At 55.5% G+C, this 17,685-nt stretch carries 19 protein-coding genes; 9 read left to right on the top strand and 10 right to left on the bottom strand.

Going from position 1 to position 17,685, the window contains the following annotated elements; all coding sequences use genetic code 11:
- Window positions 1–45: 45 nt before the first annotated feature.
- From purF to QNK41_RS00710, 3 genes are all read left to right on the top strand, one after another.
- The gene (purF, locus tag QNK41_RS00720) at window positions 46–1,485 is read left to right on the top strand and encodes an amidophosphoribosyltransferase (protein ID WP_319252729.1); all 1,440 of its coding nucleotides are present in this window, start codon (window positions 46–48) and stop codon (window positions 1,483–1,485) included.
- A 143-nt stretch (window positions 1,486–1,628) separates the two neighbouring features.
- Window positions 1,629–2,195: a cyclic nucleotide-binding domain-containing protein gene (locus QNK41_RS00715; protein ID WP_319252727.1), complete on the top strand. Its 567-nt coding sequence runs from the start codon at window positions 1,629–1,631 to the stop codon at window positions 2,193–2,195.
- A 161-nt stretch (window positions 2,196–2,356) separates the two neighbouring features.
- A complete protein-coding gene (locus QNK41_RS00710; RefSeq protein ID WP_319252726.1) occupies window positions 2,357–3,361 on the top strand; it encodes a radical SAM protein in 1,005 nt (334 codons plus the stop codon).
- A 143-nt stretch (window positions 3,362–3,504) separates the two neighbouring features.
- Here the strand turns inward: QNK41_RS00710 and QNK41_RS00705 are convergent, their stop codons facing one another.
- Window positions 3,505–4,017 (bottom strand): hypothetical protein, encoded by a 513-nt coding sequence (locus QNK41_RS00705; RefSeq protein ID WP_319252724.1) that lies wholly within the window; start codon window positions 4,015–4,017, stop codon window positions 3,505–3,507.
- 114 nt (window positions 4,018–4,131) lie between these two features.
- Between QNK41_RS00705 and QNK41_RS00700 the strand changes: the two genes are divergently transcribed.
- Complete coding sequence (locus QNK41_RS00700; protein ID WP_319252722.1) at window positions 4,132–5,166, top strand: DUF933 domain-containing protein; 1,035 nt, start codon at window positions 4,132–4,134, stop codon at window positions 5,164–5,166.
- A gap of 14 nt (window positions 5,167–5,180) precedes the next feature.
- Here QNK41_RS00700 and QNK41_RS00695 read toward each other — a convergent pair whose 3' ends face one another.
- The 9 genes from QNK41_RS00695 to QNK41_RS00655 all read right to left on the bottom strand — a co-directional run bounded on the left by QNK41_RS00695 (window position 5,181) and on the right by QNK41_RS00655 (window position 13,196).
- Complete coding sequence (locus tag QNK41_RS00695) at window positions 5,181–5,519, bottom strand: hypothetical protein (RefSeq protein ID WP_319252720.1); 339 nt, start codon at window positions 5,517–5,519, stop codon at window positions 5,181–5,183.
- Window positions 5,520–5,664: 145 nt separating this feature from the next.
- Window positions 5,665–6,711 (bottom strand): GAF domain-containing protein, encoded by a 1,047-nt coding sequence (locus QNK41_RS00690; RefSeq protein WP_319252718.1) that lies wholly within the window; start codon window positions 6,709–6,711, stop codon window positions 5,665–5,667.
- A gap of 32 nt (window positions 6,712–6,743) precedes the next feature.
- On the bottom strand, window positions 6,744–7,985 hold the full coding sequence (gene phaC / locus QNK41_RS00685; RefSeq protein WP_319252716.1) for a class III poly(R)-hydroxyalkanoic acid synthase subunit PhaC: 1,242 nt from the start codon (window positions 7,983–7,985) through the stop codon (window positions 6,744–6,746).
- A gap of 133 nt (window positions 7,986–8,118) precedes the next feature.
- Complete coding sequence (locus QNK41_RS00680; protein ID WP_319252714.1) at window positions 8,119–9,009, bottom strand: poly(R)-hydroxyalkanoic acid synthase subunit PhaE; 891 nt, start codon at window positions 9,007–9,009, stop codon at window positions 8,119–8,121.
- A gap of 43 nt (window positions 9,010–9,052) precedes the next feature.
- A complete protein-coding gene (locus tag QNK41_RS00675) occupies window positions 9,053–9,847 on the bottom strand; it encodes an SDR family NAD(P)-dependent oxidoreductase (RefSeq protein WP_319252712.1) in 795 nt (264 codons plus the stop codon).
- A gap of 110 nt (window positions 9,848–9,957) precedes the next feature.
- Window positions 9,958–10,434, bottom strand: a complete 477-nt coding sequence (locus QNK41_RS00670) for a hypothetical protein (RefSeq protein ID WP_319252710.1) — start codon at window positions 10,432–10,434, stop codon at window positions 9,958–9,960.
- A 47-nt stretch (window positions 10,435–10,481) separates the two neighbouring features.
- Window positions 10,482–12,317 (bottom strand): alpha/beta fold hydrolase, encoded by a 1,836-nt coding sequence (locus tag QNK41_RS00665; RefSeq protein WP_319252707.1) that lies wholly within the window; start codon window positions 12,315–12,317, stop codon window positions 10,482–10,484.
- Window positions 12,318–12,408: 91 nt separating this feature from the next.
- Entirely contained in the window at window positions 12,409–12,672 is a 264-nt protein-coding gene (locus tag QNK41_RS00660; RefSeq protein ID WP_319252705.1) for a hypothetical protein, read from the bottom strand.
- 341 nt (window positions 12,673–13,013) lie between these two features.
- Window positions 13,014–13,196: a hypothetical protein gene (locus QNK41_RS00655; protein ID WP_319252703.1), complete on the bottom strand. Its 183-nt coding sequence runs from the start codon at window positions 13,194–13,196 to the stop codon at window positions 13,014–13,016.
- Window positions 13,197–13,725: 529 nt separating this feature from the next.
- Here QNK41_RS00655 and QNK41_RS00650 point away from each other — a divergent pair.
- From QNK41_RS00650 to QNK41_RS00630, 5 genes are all read left to right on the top strand, one after another.
- Complete coding sequence (locus QNK41_RS00650) at window positions 13,726–14,031, top strand: hypothetical protein (protein ID WP_319252701.1); 306 nt, start codon at window positions 13,726–13,728, stop codon at window positions 14,029–14,031.
- Window positions 14,032–14,042: 11 nt separating this feature from the next.
- Entirely contained in the window at window positions 14,043–14,297 is a 255-nt protein-coding gene (locus tag QNK41_RS00645) for a hypothetical protein (RefSeq protein ID WP_319252699.1), read from the top strand.
- Window positions 14,298–14,488: 191 nt separating this feature from the next.
- Window positions 14,489–15,601: a pyruvate flavodoxin/ferredoxin oxidoreductase gene (locus QNK41_RS00640; protein WP_319252697.1), complete on the top strand. Its 1,113-nt coding sequence runs from the start codon at window positions 14,489–14,491 to the stop codon at window positions 15,599–15,601.
- Window positions 15,602–16,894, top strand: a complete 1,293-nt coding sequence (locus QNK41_RS00635) for a thiamine pyrophosphate-dependent enzyme (protein WP_319252695.1) — start codon at window positions 15,602–15,604, stop codon at window positions 16,892–16,894.
- A 265-nt stretch (window positions 16,895–17,159) separates the two neighbouring features.
- Window positions 17,160–17,685: acyl-CoA dehydrogenase family protein (locus tag QNK41_RS00630; RefSeq protein ID WP_319252693.1), on the top strand; the 526-nt coding region annotated here is incomplete at its 3' end.

The following is a 17,685-nucleotide window of genomic DNA, read 5'->3' as shown; positions in this document are numbered from 1 at the left end:
GCCGGTCTGCCATATAAAACCTCCAGCCCTGCAAGGCAAATGACCATGAAACCATCCCAGACCATGAGCCGGGCGTTCATTAGCGATGACAAACCCCGCGAAGCCTGCGGCCTTTTCGGGGCGTTCGACCACCCGGATGCGGCCAAAATGTGTTATTTCGGCCTTTACGCCCTCCAGCACCGTGGCCAGGAGAGTGCTGGCATCGCCGTTGCCGAGAATGGCGCCATTGATGAGTACAAGGGCATGGGGCTGGTTCCCGACGTTTTCGACATGGATATCCTGGAAGGCCTTAGCGGCCCCAGTGCCATCGGGCACGTGCGCTACTCCACCACCGGAAGCTCGGTGGTGGCCAACGCCCAACCCCTCGTGGTGCGACACCGCAAGCGGGCTTATGCCGTGGCCCACAACGGCAACCTGGTCAATGCTCACCATTTGAAAGCGGAACTTGAGGATGCCGGTTCCATCTTCCAGACCACCATGGACAGCGAGGTGTTTCTGCACCTTTTCGTGCGCAGCCTGAATCTGGGCTTCGAGGAGGCGCTCAAAGCCTCTGTGGCTCGGCTGAAAGGGGCTTTTTCCATGGTGGTGCTCACCAGCCGGGGAGAAATCATTGGCATCAAGGATCCCCACGGCTTCCGACCCCTGTGCCTGGGCAAACTCAATGGCTCGTGGGTGCTGGCATCTGAAACCTGCGCCCTGGATCTGGTGCAGGCGGAATTCGTCCGGGAACTGGAACCGGGTGAGATCGTCATCATCAACAGCGAGGGGGTCAAAAGCATCCACACCAAAACCCCCAAGCGCCGTTCATTCTGCATTTTCGAGTTCATCTACTTCGCCCGACCGGACAGCACCTTTTTCGGCCACAACGTCTACCTCACGAGAAAAGCCCACGGCCGACGGCTGGCCGAAGAGTCCCCGGTGGAGGCGGACCTGGTCATGCCCTTTCCAGATTCGGGCACCTATGCGGCCCTGGGTTATTCGGAGGCCTGCGGCATCCCTTTCGAGGCTGGCATGATCCGCAATCACTACGTGGGGCGAACCTTTATCCAACCCACACAGAGCATGCGGGATTTTGGGGTCCGGGTAAAACTCAATCCCATCAAGGAACTGCTCAAGGGCAAGGACATCATCATCATCGAAGATTCGATTATCCGGGGCACGACGGTCAAGACCCGGGTCAAGGCCCTGCGAGAGCTGGGCGTCAAGCGGATTCACCTGCGGGTGAGCGGGCCGCCCCATCGGTTTCCCTGCCATTACGGCATCGATTTTTCCACCAAGGGGGAACTGATTGCGGCCAGAATGAGTGTGGAGGAACTTCGCACGCATTTAGGGCTGGACACCTTGAACTACCTGAGTTTGGAGGGCTTGCTCTCATCCACCGGCATCCAAAACCCGGAGGACCATTTCTGCAAGGCCTGCTTCGACGGGTGTTACCCGGTTCAGTTCGATGAGAACCTGTCCAAGCACTGCATGGAGGTAAAATAAAGATCCGACATTTGCGCTCTGGGTTTTGACAGTAGGCTTGTGTTCCGTTAATGATGACTATGAAGCTTGCCTTTCTAGTACAGTCACATTAGAATACGTTGCATAGGACCATCAAAGAATCGTTATCGCCCCGGGGGGTTTCCATGATTGAGTCCAAATACCTTAAGGAAAATATTGAGAATATACAGCGCCTTATGTCTATATCGGCGCTGAAGCATTTCGAGACCCGCAATCTGGGCAAACTGCTTCGCCTCAGCAAAATCCGCCAGTACGAAGACGGTGAGACCATTATCCAGGAAGGTGACATGGATCCCTGGCTCTACTTTCTGCTGTCCGGTAAAATCCGGATCACCAAAGAAGGCGAGGAGATCAGCAGCATCAACAAAAAAGGTGAAATCTTCGGTGAAATGCGCATCATCGACGACCAGACGCGCAGCGCCACGGTGCTCTCCGATGGCAAGACTATCTGCCTGGCCGTGGACACCTCGGCCGGCAACCGGCTCGCCACTTCCGAGCAAAAGGACGAGCGACTGGATTTTTTGCTGCTGCTCTACCGGATTTTCGCCGAATACATGACCTACCGCCTGCGTCTCACCAACGAAGAGCTGATCCGGGCTAAAAAGGAGGTACGGCGCCTGGGTGGTGCAGCCAGTCCAAACACGGATACGGACGACGATGCCGACCTGGAAAATTTCATGAAATCGATGTAGGGGCGGGCCGCGGCAAGAATTAATTCCACATCTTGCTTGTATTCAGGCCTGTCCACGGCTGTTACCTCCGCCGGCATATATCCCGATATGTGCCGGCGGAGATGCCTGGTAGATACCCACATTCGGCGCAACCTTGTGGAATTAATTCTTGCAGTGACCCTATGCGAAAAACCGTTTCTTTTACCCGTCATTCAGCCAACATCTTCTTTCATCTCCTTACCCGTTGTAATCTTCGCTGCCGCCATTGCTACATCAATCCCGATCAGCACGGCCGAAATACGCTTGACATGGAGACCATCGACCGTTGGCTGGCGCTGTTTGCCCATCGGCATCCATCGCCCAACGTGATCTTTCTGGGTGGCGAACCCACCTTGCACCCGGACCTGTCCCTTGCCGTTAAACGGTCCAGACAGATGGGCTACGCATCGGTGACCATCGACACCAACGGGTACCTTTTTCACGACATCCTGAACCGAGTGACGCCCGAGGAGGTGGATTACTTCAGCTTCAGCCTGGATGGACCCGACCCGTCGGTCAACGACCCCCTGCGCGGTGACGGCAGTTTCAAGCAGTGCACCCAAGGCATTCTGGCCGCAAAACAGCATGGTTTTTCCGTCAGCCTGATCTATACGGTGAGTCGGGCCAACATCGATCATCTGCAGCGCATGCCGCCCCTGCTGGCGTCGCTGGGTGTGGACCGCTTTTTCATCCAGGTCATCGGTGTTCGGGGGCAGTGGACCGAAGATGCCCAACGCGTGAAGACCCTTTCCCAAGTGAATCGAGACACCTGGCTGGCGGTGATCCCTTCGGTGGCCGAAGCCGCCGCCCGGCGGGGAATTACCGTCACTTTCCCCAAGGTGTTCCTGGACCCACAGGACCCTTTCGAATGCGCTGGACTGGTTGCGGACAACTACTTCATCTTCCCCAACGGCCGGGTCTATCGGTGCCCCCTGTGCGAGGATTACCCCCTGCACAGCCTCGACATTCGCGATAACCGACTGGTGGAGACCGCCAAAGTGAACGAGTCGGACCTGTTTCCCCTGCTCATCCCCGAAGGATGTGTCATGAACCGCATCATCCAGCCGCGAAACCTGCCTCATGCGGTGGGCGGTAAACTGCCTTATAAAATTGCCTGCTGTATGCTCAAGGAAGAGATTACCCCCTGATTGCATAAGCCGGAGGACTCCAGATCCTGTGTTGCCACGGGCTCGCAGTAGAATTGCTGCGGCTTCACCCTTGGCGCCTTGGCTCTGGAGTCCTCCGGCTTATGCAACGGAAGGGATTCCGCCCTGAATCGGTGCATCCCCGTTCAGGTCACGGCCCGAATAAATGACATTTCCATCGTTTGCCGAAGTCCTTTAATTCTTTTGAAAGACTCCTGTAGGATCTGCATCTCCGCCGGCCGTTTTCTCAGGATGTGTGTCTGTGCCGGGCACAGGTACCAGGTGCAGACAAAGGGGCGCCGGATCCGATCCAATCGGCAGCCGTCAGGGCTTCCATAGCGGCAGTGGTCTCCCTGTCGGTCGAGCAGCTGCTGATCGGGCACCGGGATGCCGGCGAGGTGGAGGAAGAGGAGATCTTTGAAATCGGCCCACACCCATGCCCGGCGGCAGCAGATGTTCTTGCAGTCGGGACAGGTTTTCCGGCACAAGCGGTCCATCAAGGGAAAGATCCATTCAAGACGGCGTTGCATCTGCTGGGCCTGCCGGTGGGGTTCAGCGAGCACCGACTGGTTTTGCTGCATGGTGTCCGCCAGGCAGGCGTTGGCCTCCTGCCACAGGGCGAGCGTGTGCCAGGGAACCGATGAAAGATGGGAATCCATGGCCGATTCATAGCCCTTTTAGATCGGTTTTTCAAACCCCCTGCGTTATTTGTTGCCTTGACGGATGCACACGGATATGAGAAGGCCAAAATTCTAACCAGGAGTATAACAACCATGAGACTCGGTATCATCGGCCTGCCCCAGTCGGGCAAAACCACTGTTTTCGAAGCGTTGACCCGCAGCGTTGCCGCCGACGGCAACCGCCAGGAAAGCCGCATCGGCACGATCACCGTCCCGGACAAGCGGGTGGAGATCTTAAGCGAGATGTACAACCCGCGCAAAACCATCTTCACCCAGGTGGAGTATTTCCTGCCTGGCAAGGGGGATCACGGCGGGGCCGCCAAGAAGGACCAGAGCATCTGGACCCAGGTGCGGGACTGCGACGCCCTGATCCATGCGGTGCGCCATTTCAGCGGCTACGGCTTCGATGCGCCCACACCCAGGGAAGATGTGGCGGCCATCGACCAGGAATTGATCATATCCGACCTGGTCGTGGTCGAAAAACGCCTGGAACGCCTGGCCCTTGACGAGCGAAGGGGAAAAAAACCCAATCCCGAGGAGATTGCGCTGCTGGACCGCTGCAAGGCGTATCTGGACAATGAAACACCCCTACGCCGGATTCCCGAACTCGCCACGGCCAAACTACTTCGCGGATTTGCCTTTCTTTCGGCCAAACCCATGCTGATTCTCTTTAACAACGAAGATGAGGACGATGCCCTGCCCGGCGCTGATGCCCTGCCCGACGGGGAGGCGTGCATGGTGATCCGGGCCAAACTGGAACAGGAGCTGGCCCAGATGTCCGACGACGAGGCACAGGAGTTCCTGTCCGAGTTCAACATCACCGCATCGGCCACGGATCGGGTCATCGTGCGCTCCTACGACCTGATGGGGCTGATCTCTTTTTTCACCGTGGGTGAAGACGAAGTGCGGGCCTGGACCATCGGACGGGACACCGAGGCAGTGGATGCGGCCGAGGTGATTCACTCGGACATCAAAAAGGGGTTCATTCGGGCCGAGGTGCTGGCCTACGGCGACCTCATGGACGCCGGGACCTATGCCGAGGCCCGCAAAAAAGGAACCGTCCGGCTGGAGGGAAAGACTTACGCGGTCTGTGACGGGGATATCATCAACTTCCGCTTCAACGTCTGACGCCCCACAGCCAACTATAGGTAAGGCGGCCGGCCGCCGGAAAAGATCAGCTTGCTGTAGGTGCGGTCCCTTGCCCGCGCAGGTTGGGTCTTGAGAAACTGGCGAACATATCCGGGTATATCCCCCGTGTGCAGATAGATTTTGAAGTCGCTTTCAATCCTGTCTCTGGAGAAGGGCCACACATCTCCGGCCTGCTGAAAGAGCGCGTACACGCTGCACCCGCTGGAAAAGGCCGCATCCGATAGATCCCCTTCTTCACCGACGACATCCAGCGGCGCCAAGCGCCTTTCCAGAATAACTTTAAGGGCGCCGTATAAAAACGCCAAACTGATGAATATGATCATCGAGGTCATGACAACCGATCCTTTCGCAAGGGGATTAAGCTTCCCGTCTCACAAAATCGGTCTGGCCCATTCGGTTGTCAAGCCATACAGGATGAAAAGCGTCTGATGAAGGCATCTGCGCACCAACAGGCGGCAGCCTCGATTGTCATTGCGATCAAAACCAGGAGCGATGGCTCCAGATGTCTTCCTCGAGGCTTTTCTTGTCTTCCTGGAGCTTCAGATACATGGAGGCGTTCTGGATGGCCAGGCCGCCCTGGTGGGCCAGCGCCTCCACCATCACCATCGTATCGGCGGGGAATTCACGCTGCACATCGCTGTAGAGACGCATCACGCCGATCACCTTGTCCCGGGCCAGAATGGGGATCACGATCATGGAGACGATACCCTCGCTTTTTATGGCATCTTTGAACCGGATACGCTTGTCCGTGGTGGCGTCGCTGATAACCATGGTCTCCCCTTTCAGGGCGCGTGCCGCGGTTTCCGTGGTGGTGATGGCGCCCCTTTCGAGAAATTCCGGGCTGAGACCATGGCTGGCCATCAGTTTCAGGGAACCGGTGTCTTCGTCCATCAGGCGGATGAGCGCTCCCTTCATTCCCAGGGTGTCGCAGATGTTCTCCGTCAGGTTGCTGAGCACTTTCTGGATATCCAGAGAGGAGTTGATGTTGGAGGCCAACTCTAAAAACAGCATGGCGTTTTTCTGCATGCGCCGGAGCAGGCGGTTGTGTTCGATGGCGATCCCCCCCTGATCGGCCAATGCGCGCAAAAATTCAATTTCATCGGGTTTGAACTCGCGCCGGGAGCCGGTATACAGTGACAGCACCCCGATGGTGCGGTCATTTACCGTAACAGGAACAGTCAGCAGTGAGGCAATGCCCTCAGCCTTCTTGGCCGCGTGGTTTTCCAGGCGCGGATCGGACGTGGCATCGGGAAAGGCCAGGTACCCCTCCTTTTGCAGGGGCGTTACCACCCGTTTGGCCTGGATGGGGTTGGCGTGCAGATAGGTTTCGGACAGACCCTGTTGGGCCATCGGTACGAAGACATCCTGCTTCTCATCCTGCAAAAACAGGCAGGCGGCCTTGCCCTCCATGGTCTTGATGGCGCTGTCGACAATCAAGTTCAGCAACTCCGTCTTGCCTGCAGCCGTACCGAAGGCCTTGCTGATTTTGCAAAAGGTTTTGAAATAGTCCGTCTCCCTGGTCATCGGGTACCTCCTACTGGTGTGGTTTGTCCGTATTACCCATTGGTCGCTTTATTCACAGTGCTGGATCGTGGTGATTTTGGTTTGGCCGCCGGTCGTGTGTCTTTTTTAATGGGTTTGGCCTTCTGCACGGCTTTTTTCAACCCGGCAGACGACTTGGTCGTCGTCGTTTTTTTGCGCGGTGACTTTTTTTTGGGATCCTGATCTCGCTCTTTGAGCCAGCCGGCGATTTTAGGTGCAAAGGCCTCCTGGAACTTTGAGCTGACATAAATGCCGATGTGTCCGGTGTTCAGGCAGAGGTCTTCGGTATCCGTGCTGCCCACATGCTTGACCAACAGCTCGCAGGCCTCGGGCGGCACCAGGTGATCGTATTTCCCATAGATATTGAGCAGCGGCATGGTCAGCTTCTTCAGATCAACCCGTATGCCATCAACCTCGAGCTTGCTCTGGATGAGCTTGTTGCCCTGGTAGCAGTCCTTGATGAACTGACGAAACACCTCCCCCGGCAGGTCGGGGCTGTCAAAAATCCATTTCTCCATGCGCACGAAATTTTCGACGAATTGTTTGTTGTCCATGTTCTCCATGAAACCGACATATTTATCGATCATCAAGCGTGCGGGGTTGAGCAGCAGAAAACCCAAATTCATCATATCTGCCGGCAAATTGCCGTAGGTGTCCACCACGCGGTCCACATCGAGATGTTCCATCCACACGTGCAGCAGTCCCTTTTTCGTGTCAAAATTGGTGGGCGTGACCGTGGTGACCAGATTTTTTATTTTATCCGGGTGCAGGGCGGAGTAGATGACGCTAAAGGTTCCGCCCATGCAGATACCCATCAGGTTGATTTTTTCAAGCGCGTGTTTTTCGCGTATAAAATCGACGATATTGTCCATATAGCCGTTGATGTGATCATCAAAGCCCAGGAAACGGTCTTTGCGTGTGGGATAGCCCCAGTCGATCATGTAAAGATCGATTCCGGCCTCCAGAAAACGTTCGACCACGCTGCGTCCGGGCTGCAGGTCCAGCATGGTTTCACGATTGATTAACGCGTAGGTCACCAGAAGCGGGGTTTGGTAGCGGATCTCGGTGCGGGGCAGGTAATGTTTCAGTTTGACCCGGTCTTCCTGGTAAACGACCTCATATGGGGTTTGGGCTATCTCGGTATCCAGATCGTCCAATAATACTTCCGATGCTTTATGGGCGCGGGACTGTGCCTTTTCGGCATCTTCCGCCAATTTCGACAGAATCAGATCCACAGGAATTTTGGTTTGCGACATGAACTACCCCCTTGGGAGCCGGGTTGTTGGGTTGAGGCACGTTACCAATCTCGATATTCAGCGGCGTCAGGTGCGGGACCATTCAACAGCTGCATCGGTTTCGCGCTAACAGTGCCAAGGGATAAGCGGCTATTTATTTTTGAGCTTTTTCAAGCCGTCGAAGACGCTTTTTCAATTCATAGAGCTCCCGGGCCATGTCGTCCATTTCGGTCTTTTTGGCCACGGGCAGCGCACTTAACATATCTTCGAGGGCCGCATTCCGTGCGGCCGAATATTCAGCCAGGGCATTGACCGTGCGGGTCAGCGTCTCCACATATTCAGGTGTTTGAAAAAGGGTCATAAAATGTCCCTCCAACACCTTTACCCACATGTTGTAATAGACCTTGGTGTCCTCGGTTAGCTCACCCTTTTCGGCCATTTCACCCAATTTTTCCTGCATGACCTGCATGGATCGGTTGAAGGGAAGACCCAGCAAATTTAAAAATTCAGACAATATGGATTGAAACAGGTTGTACTTATCGGCCGCCTGATTGGCCTTTTCCTGGTAGGTGCGCATCAGGCCAAGCTGTGGGATCTGGAAAAACTGCTGGAACTCCTTTTTATAGATATCGGTCCACGCGCGAAACATGTTCTCATCGATGTCCTGGAATTGATACGCATCGACCGATTGACCCATCCGTCCGACACGCTGGATCATCTTCTGCTGCAGTTCGATCAAGCTACCCATGGAGGTTTGGGCCAGCTTGAGCAAAACCTCCGGCATGGCCCCACTGCCTTTTAAAAGCGCGGTCATGGATTCCGGCGCCGCCATGGCACCGGCCATGGATTGCCAGTTCTTCAGGGCAGCGGCCATGGCCGCCTGGGTTTTGTGGTTGGTTCCATAACCCGCCTCTGCACCGGCCTGCTGATGCCCTGAGGCGGCACCCCATTGACCGGCCATGTTCCCCCACATGTCGCCCATGGATTTCATCCAGGTGTTGAGCATCGTCGCCATTCCCAAAGGATCTTCGTTTTTCTTGTTCATAGAGGACATTTTTCCCTTTTTTGGTGAGGGGTCTTGCGTGGCGCTACCCTTTGGAGCCCAAGCGCAGTCCGCCGTGGATAAAGAAGACTTCCCCGGCCAGCGCCTCATTGCGATAAATATCCCCGACCAATGCGGCCACTTCCTCAGGTTCAATCAAGCGCCCGATGGGGACCTGGCCGGTAATATAATCCAGCGCTTTCTGATTCATGCCCTTTACCATGGCCGTGCCCACATAACCCGGTGCAACGGCCACGCAACGGATCTTATCGCCCAGGCCGCGGCGGAAAAACTCGGCCGTGATCACTTTGGGCATCACCGACATGGCCGCCTTGGTGGATGAATAATTGATCTGGCCGGCCGTTCCCAGACTGCCGGTGGAGGAAATCAGGCAGATCAATCCCTTACAATTGTGATTGATCATGCGCTCGGCGCATTCGCGGACTGTCAGAAATACACCCGTCAAATTGATATCGACGACCGTTTGAAAATCCTTCAAAAGCATTTTCTTGGTAACCTTGCCGGTTTCCTTGTCTGGAGAAAGCATCAAGCCATCCTTGATGATGCCGGCAAACGGGGCTACCAGATTGATCTGACCGAACGTTTCGATGGCCGTGTCGGCCAGCCTGGCGCAATCGTTTTCATCGGTCACGTTGCACACCACCGAAACGACGTCCGCACCTAAATCCTTAAGCTCGGTTTCCGCCTGTTTCAACATCGCTTCAGCAACATCGGCGATGACCACTTTGCCGCCGTTTTCCACCCAGTGTTTGGCGAGCGCCAAGCCTATGCCGCCACCACCACCGGTAATAACAGCCACAGAATCTTTAATTTCCAGCATTTTTCCACCTCTTCCCCATGATTGTTCGACGCGTGCCGGCCAGCAGGCGTCTATTCCTATTCACTGGCACCCGGTCGGCACTGCGGCACGGCTGCGATGTTTATTTAAGCTTAAGATTTGTCATTGAAAGCGCTGCGAATGTTCTCCATCAGCGCCTGAAACTGATCGCTCTGATCTTTAAGGGACCCTTGCATGTGTTGCAGCAGCTCACTGTATCCGAGTCCTTTTTGGGCCAGTAGGTCCCGCAATTGATGGATGGTGGCCTGCTGCGCCTCAACCTGTTTTTCAAGGGCGGCGCATTTTTCAAGCGCCTGCTGATGCTCCGCTTGTGGCACCCATCCCCATTGGGTGGCAAATTGGGTGAAGGTGTTTTGAAATTCGCCAACGGCTTCCTGCCAGGCTTGCGGGTCCTGGGCGGTGCCGGTATCCGACGCGTTCAGTCCGTAACAACGACGAAACAGGGAGGCCAGGTCATCTGCATCGTTATATCCCTGTTTCATCCAGGTCGACATATCATCGAGCTGTTTTTGCCCCTTGGCGACATTGATCAGGAAGTTGCCCCAGAATTCAAAAAACTGAGTGTTCATGTGATTCACATCCCCTTTATGGCCTCATCCCGATCCCAGGGTAACCGCTATTTCGGTTTACTCCCTCTGCGGGGACTGGCCGGCTTAGTTGCCTTGGCACGGGATGCAGCAGTCTTTTTTGTTTTTACCGGAGTTGCCTTGGCCTTAGGTTTGGGCTTCTTTTTTGCCGCCAGTGCGGCTTTGGGCGGTTTTTTGTCGGCGCCCGGCGCTTTGCGCGGTGTTGTTTTACGAGCGGCTGCGGTCTTTTTAGCCGGTTTTGGTGCGGCACTCCCGGCCTCTGGTTGGGCGGGTGCTATCGGCTGTGGCTGGGATGCGTTGGCCGCCTGGTGTTTGGCTTCGTCGAGGGCCCCATCCAGGTCCATGTGATAGCGCACCGGGCCGCGATAATTCCCCTCGCCAAAGCGCGTGTGCAGGGCGCAGGCGGACTGCGGAGAGGACCAGGAGGTGGCGATGGCCACATGCCCTTTGGGAAAGGGCGTCACCTCGGCGTCAACGTGGTCAAGGGGCGCCAGGGCGGTCTCCTTCTCCACCAGGTCGTCATGGGTGCCGTAGCAGATCAACCAGGGGATATTTTTTTCTTTGAGGCGTTTCAGATTCAGTTTGCCGCCGAACAGGCGCACCGGCAAGGTGCCATCTGCGGTGATGGGTGTATTGTACGAGGCAAAGCTGATGCGTGTGATCTCCAGGGGCAGATCGTTGCGTTCGTTCTGGAGCCAATAGTTAAGTGCGGCGGCGGTTTTGCTGATCTGTGGATCTCCATTTTTTTGGCGGGCAAACATCATCAGATCACGGTAAAAAGCCGCTGCGGGAATTTCCTGCTCGATGCTTTTAAGTTTATAGACCCATCCCATCAGCTTGCCGTCGGCCACCTGATTGCCGTTGGGCAGGGTTTTGGTGCCATAGTCCAGATCATTGAACCGCTGGGGTAGGCGCGCGAGAAAGCGGGCCAAGCCTTTGCTGTGGGTGCCGTCCATGGGGGACACACAGGTGATAAACGCATCCACCAGGTTGTCCAATTTTCCGCTGAGCAGATTGCACAGGGCATTGTAACCGCCCTGGCAGTATCCGTTGAGGGTCACCTGTTTGCCATGGGCTTTCAAGATGGTCTGGCAAAAGCGCTGGGTGTCCAAGGCATCGTCCTCCCCGCTCATGGTCTGCAGGGCAGGCGTGGTGTCGATCTCTTTGAGGATTCGGATGTAGGTGGGAAAACCCTGATTGGAAAAACAGTGGGCGTAACTGCGCTGCTCGCCAGGTAAAAAACCCAAGATATTGGCGCCCAGTACATAAGGCGGTAAGATCAAAACCGGTTTGGCGTCGCTCCTCGTTTTCACACCTGGCAGTGACGGGGCCACCCGGTAGAGCAAAAATCGATCGGTTTCATCCGCCAATATATGATCGCCGCGCTCGAAATGAAAGCCATACTCGGGTTCGATGGCATCGATGGCTTTGGGGTAGACATTGACCACCAGATCCAGCAATTCTGCCTGCCGTGCGGTAAATTCTGCCAGCTTGGTGGGGTTGAATTCAAAGAAACTCTGCTGCAGGGCCTCGGCAAACCCGTCGGCCTCATTTCGGGCATAGCTTTCCATCATCTGGGCGCTGCCGCTCAAGCTCCGCGCCATCAGTTCGATATTGTTCTCCAGCAGACCCAGGTAGGCATCCACGCTATCCGCCGGCGGGTTTTCCGACAAATGAAGCGCCTCTGCCTGCTGAAAATACTGGGTTGCAAGCAGATAGGGGGTATAAAAGCTGTCCGTATAATTTAACATTCCCTTCAGATAGGTTTGGGATGCAGACAACACGTTTTGTAAAACAGAAAGCGCACCGCTGACTTGGTCTTCCATGGCAGTGGCGGCAGTGGGGTGTTTTTTTACGCCCGGCATACGGTTCTCCTTATTACTTTCCTTCTTTTGGCAGACATCGGGGCCGCACGGCAGCGGTGCGTTCCCATTGTGCCGATGATCGATCAGACCTTCAGACCTTGTCAAAAAAGGTGTCAACTTTGGCGTAGTTGTCATCCATTTGTTTCTTGAAATCACTACAGCCGGTGCGATAGGCCGACACCCATTTTTGGATGGCACCTTTACCCTCTTCCGGCAGCCATGTGGCCTGGGTCAAAAAGGTTTCGAACATTTTTTCATTCTGCTCGACCACCATGGTCATGGCCTTGAAACTGTTGTCGAAGAGCGCCTTGTTGAACTGGATCATCTGTTTGGCGATTTGCTTGTTGTCCATCATCGTTCCCTCCATTGTAATGGTTCATAAATAAGTTACGACACACAATCGCGGGTTGCAACCATCAGCGACGCCGAGATGCGGCCGTGTGGTTGTGACACCGGTCTCTCGGCCACAAAGCAAAGCACACCTTTCATCCGCTCAATCGAAGGACTTGAAGGGCCTTGGCTTCGCTGTGGGAACCGCCCATATGCTGGCGCGCGCATGTTCGTCGGTGTCCATTATAAGCCGCCGGGCAGCCTTGTCAATATCTAAATGTTGCAATGCACCAATATTGCGGTGACCCCAGAACGCGTCGCAATCTAATTTTAATGGACGGACGCTGACTCTGTGATCCAAAGCAATCATTCGTTGAAACGGTCATCGTCCCGCCGGCATTTTTCACGACGATCCATCCAGCCGACCATCTCTATATAACAATAACCTTCGCATTTCCGGCTGCGCCGCTCAGATCTGCGTTGGCATTTGTCCATGTCTGCTTCGTCTTCATTCATACAAGGTTGCTGCTGCTCCTGCTGGTCTTTCATGTCACACCCCCTGCGCAGATTTGATCGCGCGGACCCGAATGGTAGCGCACACATCATCGCTAATCTTGATTTACGGCAACGTTCGCCCCCAAAGGGTTCACGATCTGCCCATCGCCAAACGAGTAAAAAATAATTGTAGTAAAAAATGCCCCACCCATCGAAGGATGGCAATCGGTCAGTTCTGATAGCGTTCGTTCATCGTGAAAGTGCGGAGACAGTTTGGATTCACAGCGGGAGACGTGAATAGAGAATACAGCCAGATGGGCATTGCATGAACCTTTAAGTTAGCGCATTGGCCTTCAGTATGCAAGCAAAAACACCGGGTTTGCCCAAACCCGATCGTTGAGACAGCCGTATGCCATCAATGCCGTTGACCGCCGGAAAAACAGCCCGCACTATTATGTTGCAATGCAATATTTTTCTTGACATTATCCCAAAAATGAACAGAATATGGTCGCCAAATGGCAATATTTAGTTCATTGCCATGCACAATTAAACTAACTGTTCTTAAAAAAAGGAGGAAAACCGAATGGATGCCATGAACGTCACCCGACAGATGCTTGCCTATCAAAAACAAGCCGTCAACAATTTTCAGAACATGTGGGATTTTGCACAGACACAAACGTCCACGACCGTAGACCGGTTGATGGACCAGACTGAGTGGGTACCCCAGGAAAGCCGCCAAACTCTTGAAAACTGGCGCACGCTCATGAAACAGGAGCGCGAACGGTTCAGTGCTTATGTCGACCAGTGTTTTGTCGTTTATGAAAAAATGCTGGATGCACCCCAGGCGGCGACACCCGCCAAAGCCAAAAAAACCAGCGACAACAAATAAGGAGGCTCCAGGTGGACCAGAAAAACGTCATTCCGCAAATGATCAAATTCAATCAAACGCTTTTTAACACGGCCTTTGAGACCGCGGTGCAGTTCCAGGACCAGGTTGAGAAGATCGGTAACACCATGATGGAAAAGGCTGACTGGATGCCCGGCGAAAGCCGCAATATCTGCGACAGCTGCGTCGACGCATACAAGACCAGCCGCAACAATTTCAAGTCCTACGTCGATGAAGGTTACCGGCAGAGCGAAAAACTGTTCAAATAACCGTCCTTCCGCTAACCATCGCCCGCCCCATGATGCGGCACGCCGAACCATGGGGTGGGTGCCTCGAATTCCTTTGACGTTCTCCGTTTAAATTTAAAATTATTGACACCCAAATTCGGGTTCGCTATGGGTGGATTCGTTTGATCCTAAATTTGATCAAATTTAGGATAATATATTTTCGGAGGATTGAAATGGCACTGAGTTTCATCGAGGGCAATGAGGCGGTCGCACTGGGGGCCCTGGCTGCCGGCTGCCGGTTTTTTGCCGGCTACCCCATCACACCGGCCACCACCGTCTATAACGCCATGCTCAAATACCTGCCCCCGGAAGGCGGTGTTTGCCTTCAGGGTGAGGATGAGATCGCGTCCATCGGCTACTGCCTGGGGGCATCCATGGCGGGCAACAAGGTGCTCACCGCTACATCGGGACCGGGCATCAGCCTTTACAGCGAACAGATCTCCTTTGCCATCGGCAGCGAGATCCCCCTTGTCATCGTTAACGTCCAGCGGCTGGGGCCCTCCACCGGTTCCGCCACCAAAGGGGCGGACGGGGACATCCAGTTCATGCGCTGGGGATCCAGCTCCGGCCTGCCGGTGATCGTATTGGCGCCGGTGGACGTGGCCGACTGCTACCGGCTCACCGTCCACGCCTTCAACCTGGCCGAGCAGTATCGCTGCCCGGTTTTTTTGGCCTCCAACAAAGAGATCGCCATGACGCGTGAAAGCGTCGATCTCGATGCCATCGACCTGCCGGATATAGTCACCCGCAAAACGGCAGACCGGACTAAACCGTTTCTTCCCTTTGCCACCCCCAGCGACGACATTGCCCCGGAATTTTTGCCTATTGGCGATCAAACCCTGGTGCGTCAAACCTCCTCAACGCACGGGGTCAACGCATACATCACCGTGGATCCTGACGAAATCCAGGCCTTCCAGATCCGGTTGGAGAAGAAGCTTAACGCCCATGTCGATGAATTCACCCTTTTCGAGCAGGACCTGGACCCGCATGCCGGGACCCTGGTGGTGGCTTACGGTGTCACCGCCCGTGCCGCACGGGTGGCGGTGGCCGCGTCCAGAGCGGCCGGCAAGCCGGTTTCCCTGCTGATTCTCAAGACCCTGTGGCCGGTTTCGGAACGGCTGATTGTCGATACAGCAGCCGCATACGACCGGGTCGTGGTGGCGGAGATGAACATGGGGCAGTACGTGCGGGAAATCCAGCGGCTGCTGCCCGGCAAGACGGTCAGTTTTTTGGGCCAGATGAACGGCAACCTGATCAAACCGGAACAGATCAGGGAGGTGATATAAATGAGCAGTCTGATCAATACCAGCCGCCCGCCGGTTTTCTGCCCGGGATGCAGTCATGAACGCATCGTCCAAACCCTGGACAAGGCCCTTGAGCGAATGGGCCTGCATGGCAACCAGGTGGTCATCGTCAGCGATATCGGGTGCTCGGGGCTGTTCGATACCTTTTTCAATACACACGCTTTTCACGGTCTTCACGGCCGGGCCCTAACTTATGCCATGGGGCTGAAGATGGCCCGTCCGGACCTGAAAGTCATTGTCACCATGGGCGACGGGGGGTTGGGCATCGGCGGTGCTCACGTGCTCTCCACCTGCCGCCGCAACATCGACCTCACCTTGCTGATTCTCAACAATTTCAACTACGGCATGACCGGCGGGCAGTGTTCCTCGACCACTCCCCAGGAGGCCGTGGTGGGGTCCGGGTTTCTCAACCAGTTGGAAAAACCGGTAGACATCTGCCAGCTTGCCGCAGCGGCCGGCGCCGCCTTCGTGTCCCGCACCTCCTCATATGCGTCGGACCTGGTGGATGAGATGGTCGCCGCCATCAGCTTTGACGGGTTTTCCGTCGTCGATATGTGGGGCATGTGTCCGGGCCGCTATACCAAGCGCAATAAAATTACGCCCAAGAGTATCGACGTTGACTTGGCCAACCTGCCCCACTTTAAGGGCCCGGTGCCTGAAAACCAGCGCAAGGAATACAGTAGCGGCTACCGGGAAGTAGCCGCTGGGTTGCCCACACCGGCCAGGCCGGCTAAAATAGAGGCGCGCTTTCAGCCGCCGGCCAGCGGTCGCCAGGAAGTCCTCATTCTGGGCAGTGCCGGACAGCGCATCGTCACCGCCGGCGAGATCTTCTGCCTGGCCGGCATGACCGGCGGATGGCATGCCACCTTGAAAAACGATTACCCCATCACCGTGCTTCGCGGTCATTCCGTCAGCGAGATGGTGCTGTCCGCCCAGCCGGTTGACTATACGGGCATCGAGCGGCCCAATGTGGTGGTGGCCCTGGCCGACGAGGGGGTGGGGCGGCGCAAAAAAATGCTGGTCCGGCTGGGCGGTGACACCCTGATCATCAAGGCCGCCGGGGTGACGCTTCCCGAAACCGGCGCCACGGTGCAGGAAGTGGATTTCAAGGCCCAGAAAATAAAAGCCCAGGACTGGGCGTTAGCCAGTCTGGCCTTGCTGGCCAAAAAAGAGCGCGTAGTCTCAATGGACATGCTCAAGGCGGCGCTGGCAGTCCGTTTTAAAAAAGCCATTCTGGAAACAGCTTTAGAACTGGTTGACCGTGTCACCGATTGATGGATTCGTAAAAATTCCGATATCTTCGTTACGCTTCATCCCTCGTCACTGCAGAGTACCATAAGTACGCCTCATTCCTCGGGATGGAACATGAATGTTCGCCGTAAGGATGAAATCAATTTGCTGACCACTCGCTGAAGCTCGCTACCGCGGCCCGCAAGCCTTGATCTCGGGTTTTTTACGAAACCGTCTGGAATACGACTCTTTACGAATCCATCACCGATTAGCCCAAACAACATCTAAGCGGAAAAATAAAGGAGACCTCATGGATTTTCAGCTGACCAAGGAACTGGAGATGCTGCGCAAAGCGGTGCGCGAGTTTGCCACCAAGCGGATCGCCCCCAACGCGGACCAGTGGGACAAGGACCACTACTTTCCCTACGAGGAGGCCATCAAGCCCATGGGCCAGCTGGGCTTTTTCGGCACGGTGATTCCCGAGGAATACGAGGGCGAGGACATGGGCTGGCTGGCGGCCATGATCGTCACCGAGGAGATCGCCCGGGCGGCCAGTTCGCTGCGTGTGCAGGTGAACATGCAGGTGCTGGGCTGCGCCTTCACCATATTCACCTACGGTGCGGAAGCCCTGAAAAAGAAATACATTCCGGGACTGTGCACGGCCGATCTGATCGGGGGGTTCGGCATCACGGAGTCGGACGCCGGTTCGGACGTCATGGCCATGACCTCCACGGCCGTGGACAAGGGGGATCACTGGCTGATCAACGGTTCCAAGACCTGGATCTCCAATGCGGATGTGGCCGACGTGTTGATTTACTATGCTTACACTGACGTGG

It is taken from the genome of Desulfosarcina sp. (genome assembly GCF_033791525.1).
Lineage (GTDB): Bacteria > Desulfobacterota > Desulfobacteria > Desulfobacterales > Desulfosarcinaceae > Desulfosarcina.
This window is presented reverse-complemented; position numbering and strand designations above follow the sequence as displayed.

Bases quoted from the DNA above. Each gene is read 5' to 3' on its own strand.
- purF (WP_319252729.1), top strand. From the start codon at position 46: ATGAAACCATCCCAGACCATGAGCCGGGCGTTCATTAGCGATGACAAA.
- QNK41_RS00680 (WP_319252714.1), bottom strand. From the start codon at position 9,009: ATGAACAAGAAAAACGAAGATCCTTTGGGAATGGCGACGATGCTCAAC.
- QNK41_RS00675 (WP_319252712.1), bottom strand. From the start codon at position 9,847: ATGCTGGAAATTAAAGATTCTGTGGCTGTTATTACCGGTGGTGGTGGC.
- QNK41_RS00700 (WP_319252722.1), top strand. From the start codon at position 4,132: ATGAGACTCGGTATCATCGGCCTGCCCCAGTCGGGCAAAACCACTGTT.
- QNK41_RS00705 (WP_319252724.1), bottom strand. From the start codon at position 4,017: ATGGATTCCCATCTTTCATCGGTTCCCTGGCACACGCTCGCCCTGTGG.
- QNK41_RS00695 (WP_319252720.1), bottom strand. From the start codon at position 5,519: ATGACCTCGATGATCATATTCATCAGTTTGGCGTTTTTATACGGCGCC.
- QNK41_RS00690 (WP_319252718.1), bottom strand. From the start codon at position 6,711: ATGACCAGGGAGACGGACTATTTCAAAACCTTTTGCAAAATCAGCAAG.
- QNK41_RS00710 (WP_319252726.1), top strand. From the start codon at position 2,357: ATGCGAAAAACCGTTTCTTTTACCCGTCATTCAGCCAACATCTTCTTT.
- QNK41_RS00655 (WP_319252703.1), bottom strand. From the start codon at position 13,196: ATGAAAGACCAGCAGGAGCAGCAGCAACCTTGTATGAATGAAGACGAA.
- QNK41_RS00660 (WP_319252705.1), bottom strand. From the start codon at position 12,672: ATGATGGACAACAAGCAAATCGCCAAACAGATGATCCAGTTCAACAAG.
- QNK41_RS00665 (WP_319252707.1), bottom strand. From the start codon at position 12,317: ATGCCGGGCGTAAAAAAACACCCCACTGCCGCCACTGCCATGGAAGAC.
- QNK41_RS00635 (WP_319252695.1), top strand. From the start codon at position 15,602: ATGAGCAGTCTGATCAATACCAGCCGCCCGCCGGTTTTCTGCCCGGGA.
- QNK41_RS00640 (WP_319252697.1), top strand. From the start codon at position 14,489: ATGGCACTGAGTTTCATCGAGGGCAATGAGGCGGTCGCACTGGGGGCC.
- QNK41_RS00715 (WP_319252727.1), top strand. From the start codon at position 1,629: ATGATTGAGTCCAAATACCTTAAGGAAAATATTGAGAATATACAGCGC.
- QNK41_RS00670 (WP_319252710.1), bottom strand. From the start codon at position 10,434: ATGAACACTCAGTTTTTTGAATTCTGGGGCAACTTCCTGATCAATGTC.
- phaC (WP_319252716.1), bottom strand. From the start codon at position 7,985: ATGTCGCAAACCAAAATTCCTGTGGATCTGATTCTGTCGAAATTGGCG.
- QNK41_RS00650 (WP_319252701.1), top strand. From the start codon at position 13,726: ATGGATGCCATGAACGTCACCCGACAGATGCTTGCCTATCAAAAACAA.